Below are 17,711 nucleotides of genomic sequence, written 5' to 3' on the forward strand. Positions count from 1 at the left end.
CCTGCCCTGCTGCCCTCCCCTCCGTTTCGTATTGGGGCTTGGAATGGACGTCTCTTTTCTGGGTGGCCCCCGCCCGCAACGCGGCGTGGGTGTCGTGGCACCGTTCGACTTCGCACTGGACCGGGAGCTCTGGCGCTGGGTTCCCGATCAGGTGTCGCTCCACCTGACCCGCACGCCGTACGTACCGGTCGAGGTGAGCCTCGACCTGGCCCGGATGGTCAGTGAGCACGAGACCCTCCGGGCGGCCACGCAGGCGCTGTGCGCGGTCAGCCCCGAGGTGGTCGCCTACGCCTGCACCTCCGGCAGCTTCGTCACCGGCATCGCCGGGGAGCGCGCGATGTGCGCGGCGATGGAGGGGACCGGGGAGATGCCCGCCCTGACCACCTCCGGCGCCCTGCTCGACGCGCTGGAGGAGATCGGCGCCCGGCGGATCGCCCTGGTCACCCCGTACACCGCCTCCGTCACCCAGTCCCTGGAGGACTACCTGGCGGAGGGCGGGGTGACCGTCACCGACCGCGCCTTCCTCGGGCTGACCTGCCACATCTGGAAGGTGTCCTACCGGTCGGTGGTGGAGATGGCCCGGCGGGCGGTGACCGACGGCGCCGAGGCGCTCTTCATCAGCTGCACCAACCTGCCCACGTACGACGTCATCCCGCAGCTGGAGGCGGAGCTGCGGATGCCCGTGCTCTCCGCGAACCAGGTCACGATGTGGGCGGCGCTGCGGCGCATCGGGGAGCAGGCGGTCGGCCCGTACCAGGCCCTGCTCGACCCGGTGGCCCGGCGCGGGCCCGCCTCGATGTCCGCCCACCAGGTCCCGCTGCCCCGCCCGGCGCCGCCCGGCGAGGACGGGCGCGGGGAGCCGGAGGCGGCGTTCGCCGGCCCGCCCGGCGCCGGCTCCGCCGAGACCGACCCGGGGGACGCCCTCGACGCCCCGCCCTACCCGGACGACCCGTCCGGCCCGGCGCCCCTGTGAGGGGCCGGAGCAGGTGCCCTCGACGGAAGACGGAGGAACGGAGCAGGGGGTGCGGCGGGCGGTGGCCGCCCGGAGAGCTGACCGCGCGGAGCGGGGCCCCGCGCGGCGGAACGGTGAACGACACGGAGAAAGGGCCGACATGGCGGAGCGCACGGTGAGCGGGACGGCGACGGCGGACGGGACGGCGACGGCCACCGCGGTGGCGGACGGAGGCGAGCGGGACGGCGCGGTGCCCACCGTCGGCTTCCTCTACCCGGGGTACTCGGCGGAGGACGACTACCCGCGGCTGGAGGCCATGCTCGCGGGTGGCGCGGGGTCCACCGGTACCGGCGGGGAGACCCCCGAGAGCGCGACCGGAGCCGCCGCTGCCGGAACGGCCCCCGCCGGACCGGCGCCGTCCGTCCGGCTGCCGCTCGTCCACACCGACATCGGGGAGGACGCCCACCGGGTCGACGCCCTGCTGGAGATGGGCTCCGCCTCCCGGCTCGCCGCGCGCGTCGCCGACCTGAAGGCGCTGGGCGCGCAGGCCGTCGTCTGGGCGTGCACCAGCGCCAGCTTTGTCTTCGGCCGCGAGGGCGCGCGGCAGCAGGTGCGTGAGCTGGCCGGGGTGGCCGGGCTGCCCGCCTCGTCCACCTCCTTCGCCTTCGCGCACGCCATCGGCGACCTCGGCGTCGAACGCGTGGCCATCGCGGCCACCTACCCGGAGGACGTGGCCGAGCTGTTCCGGGACTTCCTCATGAGCTTCGGCACGGAGGTGGTGGGGACCCGCGGCAGCGGCATCATCACCGCCGCCGAGGTCGGCACCTGGGGCCGGGCCGAGGTGCTGGAGCTCGCCCGCGCCGGCGACCACCCCGAGGCGCAGGCCGTGCTGCTGCCGGACACCGCCCTGCACACCGCGGCATACCTCGCCGACCTGGAGGCCGAGCTGGGCAAGCCGGTGCTCACCGCCAACCAGGTCACCGTCCGCGAGGGCCTGCGGCTGCTGGACCACCCGCTGCCGAACCGCCCCGCGCTGGGCGCCCTGTTCACCGCGGGCTGAGCCCTTCCTGCGGGCGGGCGTTCGACCGGTACGCGGCCGGGCCGCTCGCCGGAGCCGGAGCCGGAGCGGGGGATGGGCCGGGGCCGGAGAACTGATCACCGGCCCCGAGCCGCCGAGCGGGTCGCCACGGTCATGACCCCTCGGCGGGGCCCGGCCTCCTACAGGACGATCGGCGTGGCGTACGACCAGACCTGACCGGCCCCGCGGAGGCGGCCGGCACTTCACCGGCGCCTCGCGCGGACCCCGTCACCCGTCCGGACGGAGAGACGGGTCCCGGTCGGCCGCCGGTCACCCACCAGCCCGTCCCGGCCGGCCGGTCACCCGGCTTCGGGCCCGAGGACGGGCCGTGCCGTGCCGGTCGTGGGGCACACCCAGGAAGCGGTGCCGTCCACCACGTCCACCGCGGCGGGGTGGCCGTGCCCCGGTTCGGGACAGGGCGGGAGCGGCGCCCCGCCGGCCGCCTCCACCACGCCGTCCTGGAGCTGCCCGGCGAGCAGGGCGAGGGCCTGCGCGTCGTCCAGGGCGTCGTCGACGCGGACGCCCACGGCCGACCCGTCGGCGAAGCCCAGGGTGACGAGCACACCGGACGGCCCGCCGCCCGTCGGTGCGCCGGCCTCCCGCTCCGGCGGCGCCGCGCCGGGCCCGCCCGGTTCCGCACCGGCGGGCGTGCCCCCGGCGTCCCCGTCCAGCCACAGATGTGAGCGGTACGCGGGGGAGGGCGACGGCCCGGCGGGCTCGCCCGGCCCGAGCTCCTCGCCGGGCCCGAATCTCCCGCCGGGCCGTCCGGAGCCGGGCGGGTTGGGTTCCTCCGGTGGTGCCGCCGAGACCGCCAGCGTGTGGCCGGCGGGCGGGCCGAGCCCGCGCAGCACCGACTCCGCCCAGCTCCGGACGGTGCCGATGCTCCGCCGTGCCACCATCGCCGTTCCTCTCGCCCGCGGCCCTCGTGCCCGCCCGCGGCCCTCGCGCCTGACTGCGGGCTCGCCGTCCTTCTGCCGCTCCCCGCCGCTACCGCTTCGCCCGGACGTTGGCCGCCCAGGTGATCGAGCCGGTGCCGGGCCGCCCGCCGATCCGCACCCGGAAGGTCATGTAGTCCTGGAACTGCACGACGTCATCATGGTGGACGGGCTTGAGGGTGCCGTGGAAGTGGTAGTCCTTGCCGACCACGTGCCCCGCGTTCGCCGGCATCCGCCTGCCGTTGCGCCACCAGTTGACCCCGCGCTCGTTGACGGAGCTTGTGATGATCGACTTCACCTGGGCGGAGATCTTGTAACCCCAGTTGATCGTGTTGTGGCGGCAGTTGAAGCGGGCGTTCAGGGTGCCGTTGGAGTCGCTCCAGCTCGGGTTGGTGTTGCAGCGCAGGACGCCCGGTGCCTTCGCTTTGCCCGGCCCGGCGGCCGATGCCGTGCCGGGCCGGGCGCCGGCGCTCGCCGGCGGGGCGCTCAGCAGGGTGCGGAGCCGCTTCCGCTCGGTGGCGGTCAGCTCGGGCGAGGAGCCGTCGGCCGTCTCGTCCAGGGTGACCCGCAGGGTGGTCCGCTCGCCGCCCGTGCCGGCCGTCGAGGTGAAGGTCCGCTGCCCGGCCCCGAGGGCGGCCGGGCCACCGGCGGCGTGTCCCGCTCCGGTGGCCGGTACGGCGGCCATGGTCAGGGCCGTGGTGGTGACGGCCGCGGCCTTCCACAGCGACGGGCGCGACGGGGAACGCCGCGCGGGATGTGCCGAAGGACGCGAGGTACGCGGTGATGCGCCCAGAGATGTACGCGGTGACGTCCGCATGAGAACTCCCCCGAGCCGCCGCGGAGTCGCCGGAGGCACTCTGCCCCGGAGGCGGCGGCCGCGGGATCAATCTAGGGGAGAACACGGGGCGATTCCCCGTATTGTTCAGCCTTTGGCTTCATTTCCCGCTTGATGTCTCCTTCGCCCATTTATGCGATAAGCGCTCTGGCGGGCTGTCCGGGGGCGAGATCCGGCGCGCGACGGGCCCGCGCCGGGGCGGGCCAGGGGGCGCGCCGGATCCGGTCCGGTGCGAGCGGGAATAAGCGGACGCTCTCTCCGGTTATCCTTCTCCGCCGCGGTGAAGGCGCGTGGCCGCAGGGCGGCGCGGTCCGGTCCGCACCTTGGCACCGGTACGTCAGGCGGCGGCACCACACCGAGACAGCACACGAGACAACACACGAGACAGCACAGCAGCACCCGGCACCGCAGCGCAGCACCACCCAGCACCGCACCACCGTCAGGGAGGCAGGCCGCATGGCCACCGAGCACGACACCATCCGCGGCACGGCGAGCGGGACCGCCCCGGTCCCGCTCTCCGTACTCGATCTCGCGACCGTCGGCAGCGGCACCACCGCGCGGGAGGCCCTGCGCACGAGCGCCGAGCTGGCCCGCGTCGCCGAACGCCGCGGGTACCACCGGTTCTGGGTCGCCGAGCACCACTCCATGCCCGGTATCGCCAGCTCCTCGCCGGCCGTCATCCTCGCCCACCTCGCCGCGCACACCGAGCGCATCCGCCTCGGCTCCGGTGGGGTGATGCTGCCCAACCACGCCCCGCTGGTGGTCGCCGAGCAGTTCGGCACCCTCGAAGCCCTCGCCCCGGGCCGGGTCGACCTCGGCCTCGGCCGGGCCCCCGGCACCGACGGCGCCACCGCCGCCGCGCTGCGCCGCACCGAACGGCTGCACGAAGGCGCCGACGAGTTCCCCCGCCAGCTCGCGGAACTCATCCGCTTCCTGGACGACACGTTCCCCGACGGCCACCCGTACAGCCGTATCCACGCCGTGCCCGGCCCCGTCCAGGCCACGGCCGGCGGTGGTGCGGAGCACCCCGGGCGGCCGTCGGTGTGGCTCCTCGGCTCCAGCGGCTTCAGCGCCCAGCTCGCCGGTGAACTGGGGCTGCCGTTCTCCTTCGCCCACCACTTCTCCGCCGCCAACACGCTCCCCGCGCTGGAGCTGTACCGGCACAGCTTCCGCCCGTCCGACGTCCTCGACGCGCCGTACGCGGCGATCGGCGTCGCGGCGTTCGCCGCGGAGGACGAGCGGGAGGCCCGCCGCCAGGTGATGACCGGCGCCCTCGGCATGCTCCGGCTCCGTACCGGAGTGCCCGGACTCGTCCCCACGCCGGAGGAGGCCGAGGCGTATCCGTGGAGCGCCCGGGAGCGGGACTTCGTCGAGGGCTGGCTCGGCAACATCGTCCACGGGACGCCGGACGCGGTCCGCGAAGGGCTGGACGGCCTGGCGAAGCGCACCGGCGCCGACGAGCTGATCATCACCGCGAACGTGCACGGCGCCCGGGAGCGCGTCCGCTCCTACGAACTGATCGCGGACGCCTACGGGATGACGGACGGGTCCGGCGGCTGACCACCGCGACCGGCCGCCGCCCGCCCCGGCTCGGGCCGGGGGCGCCGGGCCGGGCCGAGGCCGGGGGCCGGCGGCCGGTGCGCGGCGGACGTGGCGCGGATGCGGCGGTGAGCGGAAGGCCCGGCCGGACCGGCCGGGCCTTTCCGGCTGGTGCCCCGGCGCTTCCGGCCCTCTCCGGCGCGCCTGGCCGCGCCGCGTCCGGGGTGGCCCACCTCGCGCGTGCGCGCACGGCTGGTTTCCCGCGGTGCCGCTCCGCAGGCCAAGAGATCTTGTCCTGACCCGGCCGGGGTATCACTTCCGGTCATGGTGGGGCGAGGGGTGGAGGAGGTGCGGCCGGTACCCGCCATCCATGATCACGGCAGGGGATCGCGCCATTACGGGCAGTTGATCTGTGATGTGCGTCACGGTGTCCGGCCGCCGGGGTGTGCCGGCGAAAAGGGGCGGGCACACGACCTCGGTCCTCCCCATCTCCCGAATCCCGAGGATGGCTCGTTCCGCCGGGTGCCGTTCGCCCTTCCCCTCTCCGGTCACCTACCTTCTGGGTATCCGAATCCGATGACGGTGACGGTAACGGGGAGGTTCAGTTGTCGAAGTCATCGACCGAAATTCAGGGGGTCCCGGTCGGGGATATCGCCGAGAAATACGGCACGCCCTTCTTCGTCTACGACTCGCAGGTGCTGGCGGATACGTTCCACGGGCTCGACGAGGTCCTGCCGTCCGGGGTGGACATCCTCTTCTCCTTGAAGGCGAACCCCAACATCAGCGTCTGCTCCTTCCTGGGCCGGCAGGGCGCCGGTGCCGAGGTCTCCTCGGCCGTCGAACTCATGACGGCGCTGCGCGCCGGAATCGATCCGGACGACATCATCTTTCTCGGCCCGGGAAAGACCGAGGCCGATCTGTCGGCCTGCGTGGCCACGGGGATCCACGCCGTCGTGTGCGAGTCCCTGCCGGAGGTACGGCTGCTCGACGAGGTGGCCGCGGCGGCCGGCGCGGGGCCCGTCCCGGTCCTCCTGCGGGTCAACCCCGGCTTCACCAGCAAGGGGTCCGGGCTGTCGATGGGCGGGAAGCCGCGCCAGTTCGGGATGGACGAGGACGTGGTGCGAGCGGCCGGGGACGAGCTCGGCGCGCTCCGGCACATCGAGGTGAAGGGTTTCCACGCCTACATGGGGACCCGGTTCCTCAACCATCAGGATGTCGTGGACAATACCGCGCGCATCCTCGCCATGGCGGAACACCTCGCCAAGGACCTCGGTGTGCCGCTGCGCACGGTGGATTTCGGGGGCGGCCTGGGAGTGGCCTACTTCGAGAATGAATCGGGTATCGACATCGCCGGGCTCGGGGACGGAATGCGCGACCCCGTCGCGGGATTCCGGGACCGCCATCCGGAATGCCGCGTCATCATGGAACTCGGCCGCTTCCTCACGGCGGACGCGGGCACCTATGTCACCCGCGCCCTGTATGTGAAGGAATCCATGGGGGAAACGTTCGTCATCGCGGACGGCGGTACCAATCACCACATGGCGGCCGTGGGCATCGGGAGCTTCGTCAAGCGGAATTTCCCGATCCGGAATCTGGACCGCCCCGGCGCCCCGCCGGACGGCACCTATACGGTGACCGGCCCGCTCTGCACGCCGAACGACACCGTCGTGAAGAAGGCGAAGCTGCCGGAGGTACGCCCCGGGGACCTGCTGGGTATCGAACGCTCCGGCGCCTACGGGCCCACCGCCTCACCCGGGCTCTTCCTCAGCCACGGGTACCCCGCGGAGATCCTCGTCCACCGGGGCCGCCCGCTCCTCGTGCGGGAACGCGACACCCCCGAGGACCTGCTGGCCCCCCAGCGCCTGGCGCCGCTCGACGAAACACCGTGACGCCCCGGCCCCGTCCGGCCGGCGTGGGCCTGGACGTCCTGGACCGGAGCGAACTGGCGGGGCTCCTCCGCCGCCCGTGGTTCCTCCGCCACTGCTACGCCCCCGAGGAACTCGCCCGCGCCCGTGGGCTGAGCGGCGCGCGGCGCCTCGAATACCTCGCCGGCCGGTTCGCCGCCAAGGAAGCGGTGCTGAAGGCGCTCGGCCGGGGGTTGTTCCAGGGCGTCGCGCCACGCGACATCCTCGTCGACCGCGCTCCCGACGGGTCGCCCCACGTCGAACTGAGAGCCGAAGCCGCGGAGATCGGCCGGGAGGTCTCGGTCCGGGTCTCCATCACCCACAAAGGGGACGTGGTCGCGGCCGTCGCCCTGACGACGGAACAGGACCCGCCCACGAGCAGCCGGCCCGGCCGGCCCTGGCGCCCCGGCCCGTCCGGCCGGTCCGGCCGGCCCACGAGCCACCGGAAGGAGAACAGCCCCATGGCCACGGCCATCCACGACGACCGCGAAGACCGTGACGAACACGGCCCCACCGATCCCACGGACAACACCGCCTCTACGGACAACACTGACCCCGCCTGCACCGCCCGGCTGCGGGTACGGATCGGCCAGGAGGACGCCCACTACGGCGGCGGCCTGGTCGACGGCGCACGCATCCTGCGCCTCTTCGGCGACCTCGTCACGGAGATCACCATCCGTGCCGACGGCGACGAAGGACTCCTCGCCGAGTACTCGGACGTCACCTTCACCGCGCCGGTGCGTCCCGGCGACTACATCGAGGCCACCGCCCGGCTGACCCGCCGCACCAAGCTGCGCCGCTTCGTCGCCCTGGAGGCCCGCAAGGTCATCACGGCGTCCGGCGACTCCCCCAGCGCCGCGCACGTCCTCGACGAACCCGTCACCGTCTGCACGGCCACCGCGGTCACGGTCGCGCCGAAGCCCCGGCGGAGCCCGGGTCCCGCCGCCACCGGCGGCGCGCGGAAGACCGGGGACCGGCGCGCGGGGACCCCGAGCGCCGCCGCACCTGCGGGAGGTGCGCGGTGACGGCGCCCCGGCTGCTCCACAGCCTGCTCGACGAGGCCGCCGAGGCCACCCCCGGCCGCACGGCGCTGGAGACGGCGACGGACTCCGTCACCTACGGCGCGCTCGCGACGGCCTCCCGGAACGCGGCCCACCTGCTGCGCACGGCGGGGGTGCGCCGCGGCGACCGCGTGGTGATCTCCAGTCCGGACGCGATCACCGTGACGGTGGCGGTGCACGCCGCCTCGCGCGCCGGCGCCATGTTCAGCGTCCTCCACGAACAGGTGCGGGAGCGCCCGCTGGAGCACGTGCTGACCGACTGCGAGCCCGCGGTGCTGGTGACGGACGACCCCGGCGTGTCCGCCACGGCAACCGCCCACGGCGTGCGGGTGCTCGGCTCCCGTGAGGTGCGCGAGGCGCCCGGGCCGCGCGAGGGCGCGGGGCCGTCCCTGCCCGCACCGCTCGCGGTGGACGCCGTCTGCCTGATCTACACCTCGGGCACCACATCGCTGCCGAAGGCCGTCGTCTGCACCCACCAGCAGATGCTCTTCGCCGTCCACGCGATCCAGGACCGCCTGGCCTACCGCGCCGACGACGTCGTCTACAGCCCCCTGCCGCTCTCCTTCGACTACGGCCTCTACCAGGTGTTCCTGACCTTCCTGGCCGGCGCCCGGCTCAGGGCCGGCAGCGTCGCCGAGACCGGTCCGCCGCTGCTCCGCTCCCTGGAGACCAGCGGAGCGACGGTGCTGGCCTCGGTGCCCTCGGTCTCCGACCGGCTGGCCTGGCTGGTGCGCCGGGCCCGGAACCGGCCCCGCCTCCGGCTGCTCACCAACACCGGAGCGGCCCTGGCCGACACCACCATCGCGACGCTCCGCGAGGCGATGCCCACCCTCTCCGTCCAGCTCATGTACGGCCTCACCGAGTGCAAGCGGGCCACGATCATGCCGCCCGACGGGGACCTGCGCCGCCCCGGTTCCTCCGGCACGGCGCTGCCCGGCACCGAGGTCTTCACCATCGGGGACGACGGCGCGCGGCTGGGCCCGGGCGAGATCGGCCAGTTCGTCGTCCGCGGCCCCCACGTCATGGCGGGCTACTGGCGCCGCCCGGAGCTCACCGCCGAACGCTTCCACCTGCGCGAGGGCCTCTTCCCGGAACTGCGGACCGGCGACTACGGCCGGCTGGACGAGGACGGGTACCTCTACTTCTCCGGCCGCCGGGACGACCTCTACAAGGAGCGCGGCTTCCGCGTCAGCGCCACCGAGGTCGAGGCGGCGGCGCGCCGCGTGGAGGGCGTCGCCTCGGCCGCCGTCCTGCCGCCCGGACCGGAGAACGGCGGTACCGCCGTCCTGGCCGTGGTGGGCGACCTGGCCCCGTCCGAGGTGCTGGACCGGATGCGGGGCCTGATCGAGGAGTACAAGATCCCCCGCCGCTGCGTCCCCGTTCCCGAACTGCCCGTCAACACCAACGGGAAGACCGACCGGCGGGCCTTGACCGCACTGATCCACGACGCCGCGCACAGCTGAACGAACCGACGGAGGGACGAACCACCATGAGTATGAGCCGCGCCGACGTGACCGCCGCCCTGGAGAGCGCCCTCAGCGAGGTGCTGGACCGGAAGGTCACCGGACTCACCGGGGAGACCCGGCTCTTCGACGACCTGCACCTGGACTCCACCACGATGCTGGAGACGCTGATGCACCTGGAGGACTCCCTGGGCCTGGAGGTGGACCCGGAGGAACTCGAGGCCGACGACTTCGAGACCGTCGACACCTTCACCGACTTCGCCCTCGCCCAGCTCGCCGGGGAGCGGGCGGCCTGAGCGCCTGAGCCCGCCGTTCGCCGGCAGCCGTACGCCGGCGCCGCCGCACCGAGCCCCGGGGAGAACCCGCCGGAACGGCACCGGAAACCCGCCGAATCACACCGGAATTACACCGGGAATCACCGGATCCCGACGCCATCCCAGCGAGAGGAGCACGCTCCGTGATCGTCCGTTCCTTCGAGGACATCGAGAACACCGACCGCCACATCAGGTCCCGTTCCGGCACCTGGGAGAGCAAACGCATCATCCTGGCCAAGGAGGGCGTCGGTTTCTCCCTGCACGAGACCACCGTCTACGCGGGCACCGAGACCTCCATGTGGTACGCCAACCACATCGAGGCCGTCCTGTGCGTGGAGGGCGAGACCGAGCTGACCAACGACGAGACGGGCGAGAAGCACCTGATCACGCCCGGGACGATGTACCTCCTCGACGGTCACGAGAAGCACACGCTCCGGGCCCGGACCGACTCGCGCTTCGTCTGCGTCTTCAACCCGCCGGTCACCGGCCGCGAGGACCACGACGAGAACGGCGTCTACCCGCTCGTGACGGAGGGGAGCACCGCATGACCACCGCCAGCCCGCCGGCCGAACGCGCCCGGGTGCGGCCCCGGTACCGCACCCCGCGGATCGAGGACGCCCCCGCCCTCTGGCGGATGGCCGAACAGACCGACGAACTGGACACCAACAGCCCGTACCACTACGCCTTGTGGTGCCGGGACTTCGCCGAGACCTCGCTGGTCGCCACCGTGGACGACGAGGTCGTCGCCTTCCTCACCGGCTACTTCCGCCCGGACGCGCCGGACACCTACCTGGTGTGGCAGGAGGCCGCCAAGCCGCGGCACGGCATCCCGATGCTCGGTGTGCAGCTCTTCGAGCGCGCCGCCGACCGGGCCGTGGAGAAGGGGGCCCGCTACATCGAGGCCACCGTCTCCGCGACGAACAAGTCCATCATCATGGTGCTGAAGAAGTGCGCGAAACGGTACAAGGCCGAGGTGGCCACCAGCGTCCTCTTCCCCGCCGACCTCTTCCCCGACGGCGGGGACCATGGGGACCCGGCCGGGCCCGGCGGCCACCACGAGGAGGTCCTCTACCGGATCGGCCCCCTCACGCCCCGCACCCCGGACGGCCCCGCCGGCTGACCGGGTGGAACGGCCGCCGCACGTTCGCCGCCGGCCCGGTTCCCCGGCAGCTCCGGGGGCCGGGCGGCGGGCGAGCGGTGATTCGTCCGCCCGTCCCGCCCGGCCGTCCCGCGGACCCATGGGCGCGCCGTGGCCCCGTGCGGAACCCTCGCCGGGCGGCGGCCCGTTCCGCGGGTCGTCCGCGCGTTCGGGCGGCCACACGTCCCCGCGTCGGGGCGGCCGGGGGGCGCGCCGGCGGTGCGGCAGGCCGGGACCGCCCCGCCGCACGGGTGGAGCGCGTCCGTCCTCCGCCGCGCATTTCCTCCCCGTGTTCCGAATCCAGTGGTATGGACACCTCACCGCGCGAAAGATGACACGTATGGACTCCACGACCACCACGACCGGACACCCTCGTACCGCCCCGGGGCGCCGCGCCTGGTGGGTGGCGGCCGTCAGCGGGCTGGCGATCGTCGCCGCGGGCGCCTTCTCCACGATGCCCGGCATCCTCCAGGCACCGCTGCACCACGAATTCCACTGGTCCCGGGGGGAGATCGGCTTCGCCGCCTCGGTGAACATGGTCCTCTACGGGCTCACCGCCCCCTTCGCGGCCTCCCTGATGGACCGTTTCGGCATCCGCCGCGTCGTCGCCGCCGCGCTGGCGGCCGTCGCCGGTGGCGCCCTGCTCACCACGGTGATGACCGCCGCCTGGCAGTTCACCCTCTTCTGGGGCTTCCTGGTCGGCCTCGGCACCGGCTCCCTCTCCATGACCTTCGGCGCGCTCGTCACCAACCGCTGGTTCGTCCAGCGCCGTGGCCTGGTCACCGGAATCCTCTCCTCCGGCAGTGTGCTCGGGCAGATGGTCTTCCTGCCGGGGCTCTCCTGGATCATCGACCGCCACGACTGGCGCCCCGCGCTGTTCACCCTCGCGCTGGCCGCGCTGGCCGTGGCGCCGCTGATCCTGCTGGTGCTGCGGGACCACCCCGCCGACGTGGGGCAGCGCCCCTACGGCGGTGACACCTTCGTCCCCAAGCCGCCCCCGGTGCCCGGCGCGGCCCGCCGTACCGTCGCCGTGCTCCTCCAGGCCGCGCGGACCTTCCCGTTCTGGCTGCTCGCCGGCCTCTTCGCGATCTGCGGTGCCACCACCAACGGCATCATGTGGACCCACTTCGCGCCGGCCGCCCACGACCACGGCATGCCCGTGACCACCGCGTCCACCCTGCTCGCCCTCATCGGGGTGTTCAACGTCGCCGGGACCGTGGCCTCGGGCTGGCTCACCGACCGCGTGGACCCGCGCCGGCTGCTCGCCGTCTACTTCGTCCTCCGGGGCGCCCTGCTGGCGAGCCTGCCGCTGCTGATGGCCTCGTCCGTCAACCCGTCCATGATGGTCTTCGTGGCGCTCTTCGGCCTGCTCGACCTGGCCACCGTCCCGCCCGTCATCGCCCTGTGCCGCGAGTTCTACGGCGAGGACAGCGCGATCGTCTTCGGCTGGACGAGCGTCGCCCACCAGGTCGGGGCGGCGCTGGCCGCCTCCCTCGGCGGGGTCGCCCGCGACACCTTCGGCTCCTACGACCCGGTCTGGGTCACGCTCGGCGCCGCCTGCGTGGCCGCCGCAGGGCTCTCCCTCGCCGTCCGCCGCGCCCGCCCGCCGCGGGACCCGGCGGTCGTCACCGTGGAATCCGCCGACACCGCCGGGCGGAGGTAGGGGCGCCGGGCCGGGCCGCCGGGGCCCACCTCCGGTGCTGCCCATGCCGCGGGTGCCGACGGTGGCACCCGCGGCCCGGTGGTACGGGCCGCGCTCGGGAGGCCACCGGTGGTGCGCCCGCCCGTGCGTCCGTCTTGCCTCTGTACCGCGCTCCGCCCCGTGCCTCCGCCTTGTCCCTGCACCGTGTCCGCCCTGCGTCCGGGGGCCTCGCCACGGGCTCCGGCTCCCGGTTGTCCACAGCCGGGAAGGCCGGGTCCCCCGCTGTCGGCCCGACCCGTTAACGTACCGACGGTGAGCGGGAGCTGACGGAGAAGCACCGCCGATCACGGGAGCCCGCGCACCGGCGGGGGCTCGCGGGGGACTCACCGGCGATCACGGGGGAGGGGCTGTGCCGGACGTGCCGGACCTGCCGGACACACCGAACACACCGGACGCACCGGAGCCGCGCGGGCTGTCCGGCCCGCCGCGTCCGGGAGACCTGCCGGGGGTCGTGCCGGATCAGCCGGGGCTGCCGGCCCTGCCGGGCTTACCGGAACCACCGGACCTGGCCGGGCGCATCGCCGCGGTCCGCGCGGGAAGCGGTCAACCGGCCGCCATGGTGGGGGAGTTCCGGCGGACGGTGGTGCTGCTGCCGCTGAGCGGCGGCCGCTGCATGACGGGCCGTCTCGGCGGCATCCGCTGGATCTACGCCTTCACCGGTGAGCCGCAGCTGGCCCGGTTCGCGCTGGCGCGCGGCCCGATGCCGGGCGAACGGCGGCAGCCCGGGGGGCCCGGAGGCCCCTGGGAGTACGCGTCCGTCCTCGGAGCGCGCGTGCTGGATGTCCTGGTCCCGGGGTCCGACGGCCCCACCGGGGTCGCGATCGACGTGGCGGAGGAGGACGGCGCGATGCTGCTGCCCCCGGTCCGCGGCATCGTCCCCGAGGCCGTCGCCGTGGACGCCCGGCCGGGTGACGCCCCGACGGGTGGCGCCGCCACGGCGGGCGTGCCGTCCGCCGGAGCCCCGCCGGCCGTGGAGTGGGCCGGCGGCGTGCCCGGCCCGCGCAGGAAGGGGTGGGGCGGATGAGCGGCGAGGGTGACCTGAACATCAGCCGCCAGGCGGTCGAGCTGATCACCAAGGGCCTGACCGCCGCGATCGGCGAACTGAAGGAGGTCGGTGACGGCACCGGCGCCCTCCAGGGCAGCGGTTTCGCCGAGCTGGCGCTGGCCCCGATGGAGGCGGGCGGCGCCGAACTGGCCGACCCCTTCGAACAGTTCTGCGACCGGTGGGAGTGGGGCGTGCGCGCCCTCGTCCAGGACGCCAACGAACTGGCCGCCCGGCTCGGCCTCGCCGCCGGCCTGCTCCACGAGGAGGACGCCTACTGGGGCACCACCTTCAAGGTGACCGCCAACGCCGTCCTGGCCACCGGCAACCCGCACGCCACCGAGGAGGAACTCGGCCAACAGGGCTGGCTGGACATTGTCACCCCGGACGCCCCCGACTACAGTGCCGATTCCTTCCGCCAGGCCGGCGAGGACATGCGGCAGACCTGGCTCGACACCGGCCGCTCCGTGGCCACCGAAGGCGCCGGCGGCGAGGGCACCTCCGCGATCAGAGACCTCATCGGCCTGGACGACACCACCTACCGGCAGGGCGTCGACGAGGTCTTCGGCCCGTCTCCCGAGGAGCGCGCCGGCAGGGCCGAACGCGCCGGGGACGGCGAGCACCCCGGGCAGCGGGGCGCCGGCGGCCCGGACCACCCCGGCGGGGGTGACGGCTGATGGCCGGTATCGGGGACTTCATCCCGGACGAGGTCGAACAGTGGGTCGAGGACCGCGCCGAGGACGTCGGCGAGGCCATCGACGACGCCGGCGACTGGACGGCGGACCGGCTGGACGACCTCGGCTGGCGGGGCGGCGCCCGCTGGGTCCGCGACACCTCCGACTCGGCCGCCAACGCCCTCGGCGCCGGCGTGGACGAGCTGCGGCTCGGCCAGAGCGAGGAGCCGAAGAAGCTCATCCACGGCAGCCCCGCCAAGCTGCGCTCCACCGCCGCCCACCTCACCGATTTCCGCACGGCGTTCGAGAGCGTCGGCAAGGGCCTGAAGGCCGTCGACCCGAGCACGCTGAAGGGCGAGGCGGCCGAGGCGTTCGCCGGGAAGCTCGCGGGCGAGCCGAAGCGCTGGTTCACCGCCGCCGACGCCTGCGAGAAGGCCGCCGAGGCGCTGGAGGACTTCGCGGTCACGGTGGAGTGGGCCCAGGGCCAGGCCGAACTGGCGATTGAGAAGTACCGGCGCGGGCAGCGGCTCACGGCGGAGGCCCGCACCGCGCACGCCGGCCGGATCGACGCGTACAACGCGGCCGTCGAGGCGTACAACGCGGGCCCGGCGGAGCGCCGGGACCCGGCGTCACTCCCGGAGAAACCCGGCGCGTTCACCGATCCCGGCGCGACGGAGCGCGAGGCCGCCGAGGAACTGCTGGCGGAGGCGCGGCGCCAGCGGGACACCGCGCGGCGCGCCGCCGCCACCTCCGTCGGTGCCGCGCGGGACGAGGCCCCGGCCGCCCCGTCCTACGCCGAGCAGGTGCAGGACGGCGTCGTCGGCATGCGGCTCAATTCCTCGCATTTCCTCGGCGGTGTCCTCAAGGGCACCGCCGGGCTGCTCGACTTCGCCCACGCCGTCAACCCCGTCCACCCGTACAACGCCACCCACCCCGCCGAGTACGTCACCAACCTCAACTCGACCACGGCCGGCCTGCTCCGCACGGTCAACGACCCGGGCGCGGCGGTGACGTCGATGTGGAACGACTTCTCCCGGGACCCGGCCGAGGGCACCGGCCGTCTCCTCCCCGAACTCCTCGGCACCCGCGGTCTCGGCTCGGCGAAGAAGGGGCTGAGCGCGGCCCGGGAGGGCGCGAAACCTGGCCGCTCCCTCCTCGACCGGGACGGGCACCGCGAGCACTCCACCCCCGACTGCGACAAGACCTGCAAGGGCACCGACCCGGTGGACCTCGCCACCGGCAGGATGTTCCTGCCGCAGACGGACGTGGCGCTGCCCGGCGCGCTGCCGCTGGTCTTCACCCGGCGCGCCGAGTCCGGCTACACCGCCGGACGCTGGTTCGGCCCGTCCTGGTCCTCCACCGCCGACCAGCGGCTGGAGATCGACGCGGAGGGCGTCGTCCTCGTCGCGGAGGACGGCCTGCTGCCGGCCTACCCGCACCCGGCGCCCGGCGAGCCGGTCCTCCCCGCGGCCGGCCCGCGCCGCCCCCTGGCCCGTACCCCCGAGGGCGACTACACCGTCACCGACCCGGCCACCGGCCTCGTCCGTCACTTCACCGGACCGGAGGGCGTGCCCCCGGGCGGCGACGGCGAGGCCCGCCTCGCGGAGATCACCGACCGCAACGGTCACAGCCTCACCTTCGAGTACACCGAGGACGGCGCTCCGGCCGCCATCGCCCACGGCGCCGGCCCCCGCCTGAGGTTCACCACCGCCGAGGGCCGGATCACCGCCCTTCACCTGGCGGGCGCCGCCGAGGACGGCACGGACCTGGAGCTGGTCCGCTACGGCTACACCGACGGCGACCTCACCGAGGTCACCGGCTCCTCCGGCCTCCCCCTCCGCTTCGCGTACGACGCCGACCACCGCGTCACCGCGTGGACGGACACCAACGACCGCCGCTACGACTACGTCTACGACGACCGCCACCGCTGTGTCGCCGAGGGTGGCACCGAAGGCCACCTCGCCCTCCGCATCGCCTACACCGACCCCGACCCGGCGACGGGCCACCGCACCACCACCGTCACCACCGCCCAGGGCCACACCACCCGCTACCTCATCGACGCGCGCCGCAACATCCTCGCCGAGACCGACCCCACCGGCGCCGTCACCCGCACCACGTACGACGAGCGCGACCGCGTCGCCTCCCGCACCGATCCCCTCGGCCACACCACGGCCTTCCACCACGACGAGGCGGGTCACCTCACCGCCGTCCATCACCCCGACGGCACCACGTCCACGGCCACCTACAACGACCTGGGCCTGCCCACCACCGTCACCCACCCAGGCGGCGCCACCTGGCAGCAGACCTATGACGCGTCGGGCAACCGCCTCACCCTCACCGACCCCTCCGGCGCCACCACCCACTACAGCTATGACGGCCGCGGCCACCCCACGGCGGTCACCGACGCCCTCGGCCACACCACCACCCTCCACTGCGACGAGGCCGGGCGCCTCCGCACCGTCACCGACCCCCTCGGTGGTGCGACGCGCTACGAGCGGGACGCTTTCGGCCGGGTGGTGTCCGTGATGGATCCGGTGGGTGGGGTGACGCGTCTGGTGTGGTCGGTCGAGGGCAAGCTGCTCCGCCGCACGGGACCGGACGGCGCGGAGGAGTCCTGGGCGTATGACGGGGAGGGCAACTGCACCGCGTACACGGACGCGATGGGCGCCGTCACCGAGTACGAGTACACGCACTTCGACCTGCTGTCCGCGCAGAGGGGCCCGGACGGCGCCCGCTACACCTTCGATCACGGCCCGGACCTGCTCCTGCGCACCGTCACCAACCCCCAGGGCCTGACCTGGACCTACGACTACGACGCGGCCGGCCGCCTCCGGTCGGAGACCGACTTCGACGGCCGCACCCTCACCTACACCTACGACCCGGCCGGCCGCCTGGCCTCCCGCACCAACGCCCTCGGCCAGACGATCCGCTTCACCCACGACGCCCTGGGCCGCATCACCTCCAAGGACGCCGCCGGAGCCGTCACCCACTACACCTACGACCGCGCCGGCCGCCTCATCGAGACCTCGAACCCCGACGCGACGGTGCTCCTGCGCCGCGACCGCCTCGGCCGC

Annotated in this window: 15 protein-coding genes; 13 read left to right on the forward strand and 2 right to left on the reverse strand. The window is 74.2% G+C overall.

What is annotated here, in order from left to right; genetic code table 11:
- Positions 1 to 43 precede the first annotated feature (43 nt).
- Positions 44 to 973: a maleate cis-trans isomerase family protein gene (locus HCK00_RS15500; protein ID WP_168102523.1), complete on the forward strand. Its 930-nt coding sequence runs from the start codon at positions 44 to 46 to the stop codon at positions 971 to 973.
- A 229-nt stretch (positions 974 to 1,202) separates the two neighbouring features.
- Complete coding sequence (locus tag HCK00_RS15505; protein ID WP_375781970.1) at positions 1,203 to 2,012, forward strand: maleate cis-trans isomerase family protein; 810 nt, start codon at positions 1,203 to 1,205, stop codon at positions 2,010 to 2,012.
- A 317-nt stretch (positions 2,013 to 2,329) separates the two neighbouring features.
- Here HCK00_RS15505 and HCK00_RS15510 read toward each other — a convergent pair whose 3' ends face one another.
- Together HCK00_RS15510 and HCK00_RS15515 are read right to left on the reverse strand one after the other, a co-directional pair.
- Positions 2,330 to 2,929 (reverse strand): hypothetical protein, encoded by a 600-nt coding sequence (locus HCK00_RS15510; protein WP_168102525.1) that lies wholly within the window; start codon positions 2,927 to 2,929, stop codon positions 2,330 to 2,332.
- A gap of 88 nt (positions 2,930 to 3,017) precedes the next feature.
- Entirely contained in the window at positions 3,018 to 3,650 is a 633-nt protein-coding gene (locus tag HCK00_RS15515) for a hypothetical protein (protein WP_168102526.1), read from the reverse strand.
- 606 nt (positions 3,651 to 4,256) lie between these two features.
- Between HCK00_RS15515 and HCK00_RS15520 the strand changes: the two genes are divergently transcribed.
- The 11 genes from HCK00_RS15520 to HCK00_RS15570 all read left to right on the forward strand — a co-directional run.
- The gene (locus tag HCK00_RS15520) at positions 4,257 to 5,360 is read left to right on the forward strand and encodes an LLM class flavin-dependent oxidoreductase (protein WP_168102527.1); all 1,104 of its coding nucleotides are present in this window, start codon (positions 4,257 to 4,259) and stop codon (positions 5,358 to 5,360) included.
- A 584-nt stretch (positions 5,361 to 5,944) separates the two neighbouring features.
- Positions 5,945 to 7,228 carry a type III PLP-dependent enzyme gene (locus HCK00_RS15525; RefSeq protein WP_206320395.1) on the forward strand — a complete coding sequence of 428 codons (1,284 nt, stop codon included), beginning with the start codon at positions 5,945 to 5,947 and terminating at the stop codon, positions 7,226 to 7,228.
- Positions 7,225 to 8,268 carry a holo-ACP synthase gene (locus HCK00_RS15530; RefSeq protein ID WP_311765340.1) on the forward strand — a complete coding sequence of 348 codons (1,044 nt, stop codon included), beginning with the start codon at positions 7,225 to 7,227 and terminating at the stop codon, positions 8,266 to 8,268. Before HCK00_RS15525 ends, HCK00_RS15530 begins: the two co-directional genes overlap by 4 nt.
- Positions 8,265 to 9,767, forward strand: a complete 1,503-nt coding sequence (locus tag HCK00_RS15535) for a class I adenylate-forming enzyme family protein (RefSeq protein ID WP_168102528.1) — start codon at positions 8,265 to 8,267, stop codon at positions 9,765 to 9,767. Before HCK00_RS15530 ends, HCK00_RS15535 begins: the two co-directional genes overlap by 4 nt.
- Before the next feature lie 32 nt (positions 9,768 to 9,799).
- Complete coding sequence (locus tag HCK00_RS15540; RefSeq protein WP_168102551.1) at positions 9,800 to 10,063, forward strand: acyl carrier protein; 264 nt, start codon at positions 9,800 to 9,802, stop codon at positions 10,061 to 10,063.
- Positions 10,064 to 10,224: 161 nt separating this feature from the next.
- A complete protein-coding gene (locus HCK00_RS15545) occupies positions 10,225 to 10,629 on the forward strand; it encodes an ectoine synthase (protein ID WP_168102529.1) in 405 nt (134 codons plus the stop codon).
- Positions 10,626 to 11,201 carry a diaminobutyrate acetyltransferase gene (ectA, locus tag HCK00_RS15550; RefSeq protein ID WP_168102530.1) on the forward strand — a complete coding sequence of 192 codons (576 nt, stop codon included), beginning with the start codon at positions 10,626 to 10,628 and terminating at the stop codon, positions 11,199 to 11,201. The genes HCK00_RS15545 and ectA overlap by 4 nt, the downstream gene beginning before the upstream one ends.
- 358 nt (positions 11,202 to 11,559) lie before the next feature.
- Positions 11,560 to 12,882, forward strand: coding sequence for an MFS transporter (locus HCK00_RS15555; protein WP_240965601.1), 1,323 nt, complete (start codon positions 11,560 to 11,562; stop codon positions 12,880 to 12,882).
- 595 nt (positions 12,883 to 13,477) lie between these two features.
- A complete protein-coding gene (locus HCK00_RS15560) occupies positions 13,478 to 13,945 on the forward strand; it encodes a hypothetical protein (RefSeq protein WP_311765341.1) in 468 nt (155 codons plus the stop codon).
- Entirely contained in the window at positions 13,942 to 14,640 is a 699-nt protein-coding gene (locus HCK00_RS15565; RefSeq protein ID WP_168102532.1) for a hypothetical protein, read from the forward strand. Before HCK00_RS15560 ends, HCK00_RS15565 begins: the two co-directional genes overlap by 4 nt.
- On the forward strand, positions 14,640 to 17,711 hold a 3,072-nt coding region (locus tag HCK00_RS15570; RefSeq protein ID WP_168102533.1), incomplete at its 3' end, for a putative T7SS-secreted protein. The genes HCK00_RS15565 and HCK00_RS15570, both read left to right, overlap by 1 nt.

This window comes from Streptomyces zingiberis, assembly GCF_012034935.1.
GTDB lineage: Bacteria > Actinomycetota > Actinomycetes > Streptomycetales > Streptomycetaceae > Streptomyces > Streptomyces zingiberis.

Bases quoted from the DNA above. Each gene is read 5' to 3' on its own strand.
- ectA (WP_168102530.1), top strand. From the start codon at position 10,626: ATGACCACCGCCAGCCCGCCGGCCGAACGCGCCCGGGTGCGGCCCCGG.
- HCK00_RS15555 (WP_240965601.1), top strand. From the start codon at position 11,560: ATGGACTCCACGACCACCACGACCGGACACCCTCGTACCGCCCCGGGG.
- HCK00_RS15540 (WP_168102551.1), top strand. From the start codon at position 9,800: ATGAGCCGCGCCGACGTGACCGCCGCCCTGGAGAGCGCCCTCAGCGAG.
- HCK00_RS15510 (WP_168102525.1), bottom strand. From the start codon at position 2,929: ATGGTGGCACGGCGGAGCATCGGCACCGTCCGGAGCTGGGCGGAGTCG.
- HCK00_RS15515 (WP_168102526.1), bottom strand. From the start codon at position 3,650: ATGGCCGCCGTACCGGCCACCGGAGCGGGACACGCCGCCGGTGGCCCG.
- HCK00_RS15565 (WP_168102532.1), top strand. From the start codon at position 13,942: ATGAGCGGCGAGGGTGACCTGAACATCAGCCGCCAGGCGGTCGAGCTG.
- HCK00_RS15520 (WP_168102527.1), top strand. From the start codon at position 4,257: ATGGCCACCGAGCACGACACCATCCGCGGCACGGCGAGCGGGACCGCC.
- HCK00_RS15500 (WP_168102523.1), top strand. From the start codon at position 44: ATGGACGTCTCTTTTCTGGGTGGCCCCCGCCCGCAACGCGGCGTGGGT.
- HCK00_RS15560 (WP_311765341.1), top strand. From the start codon at position 13,478: ATGGTGGGGGAGTTCCGGCGGACGGTGGTGCTGCTGCCGCTGAGCGGC.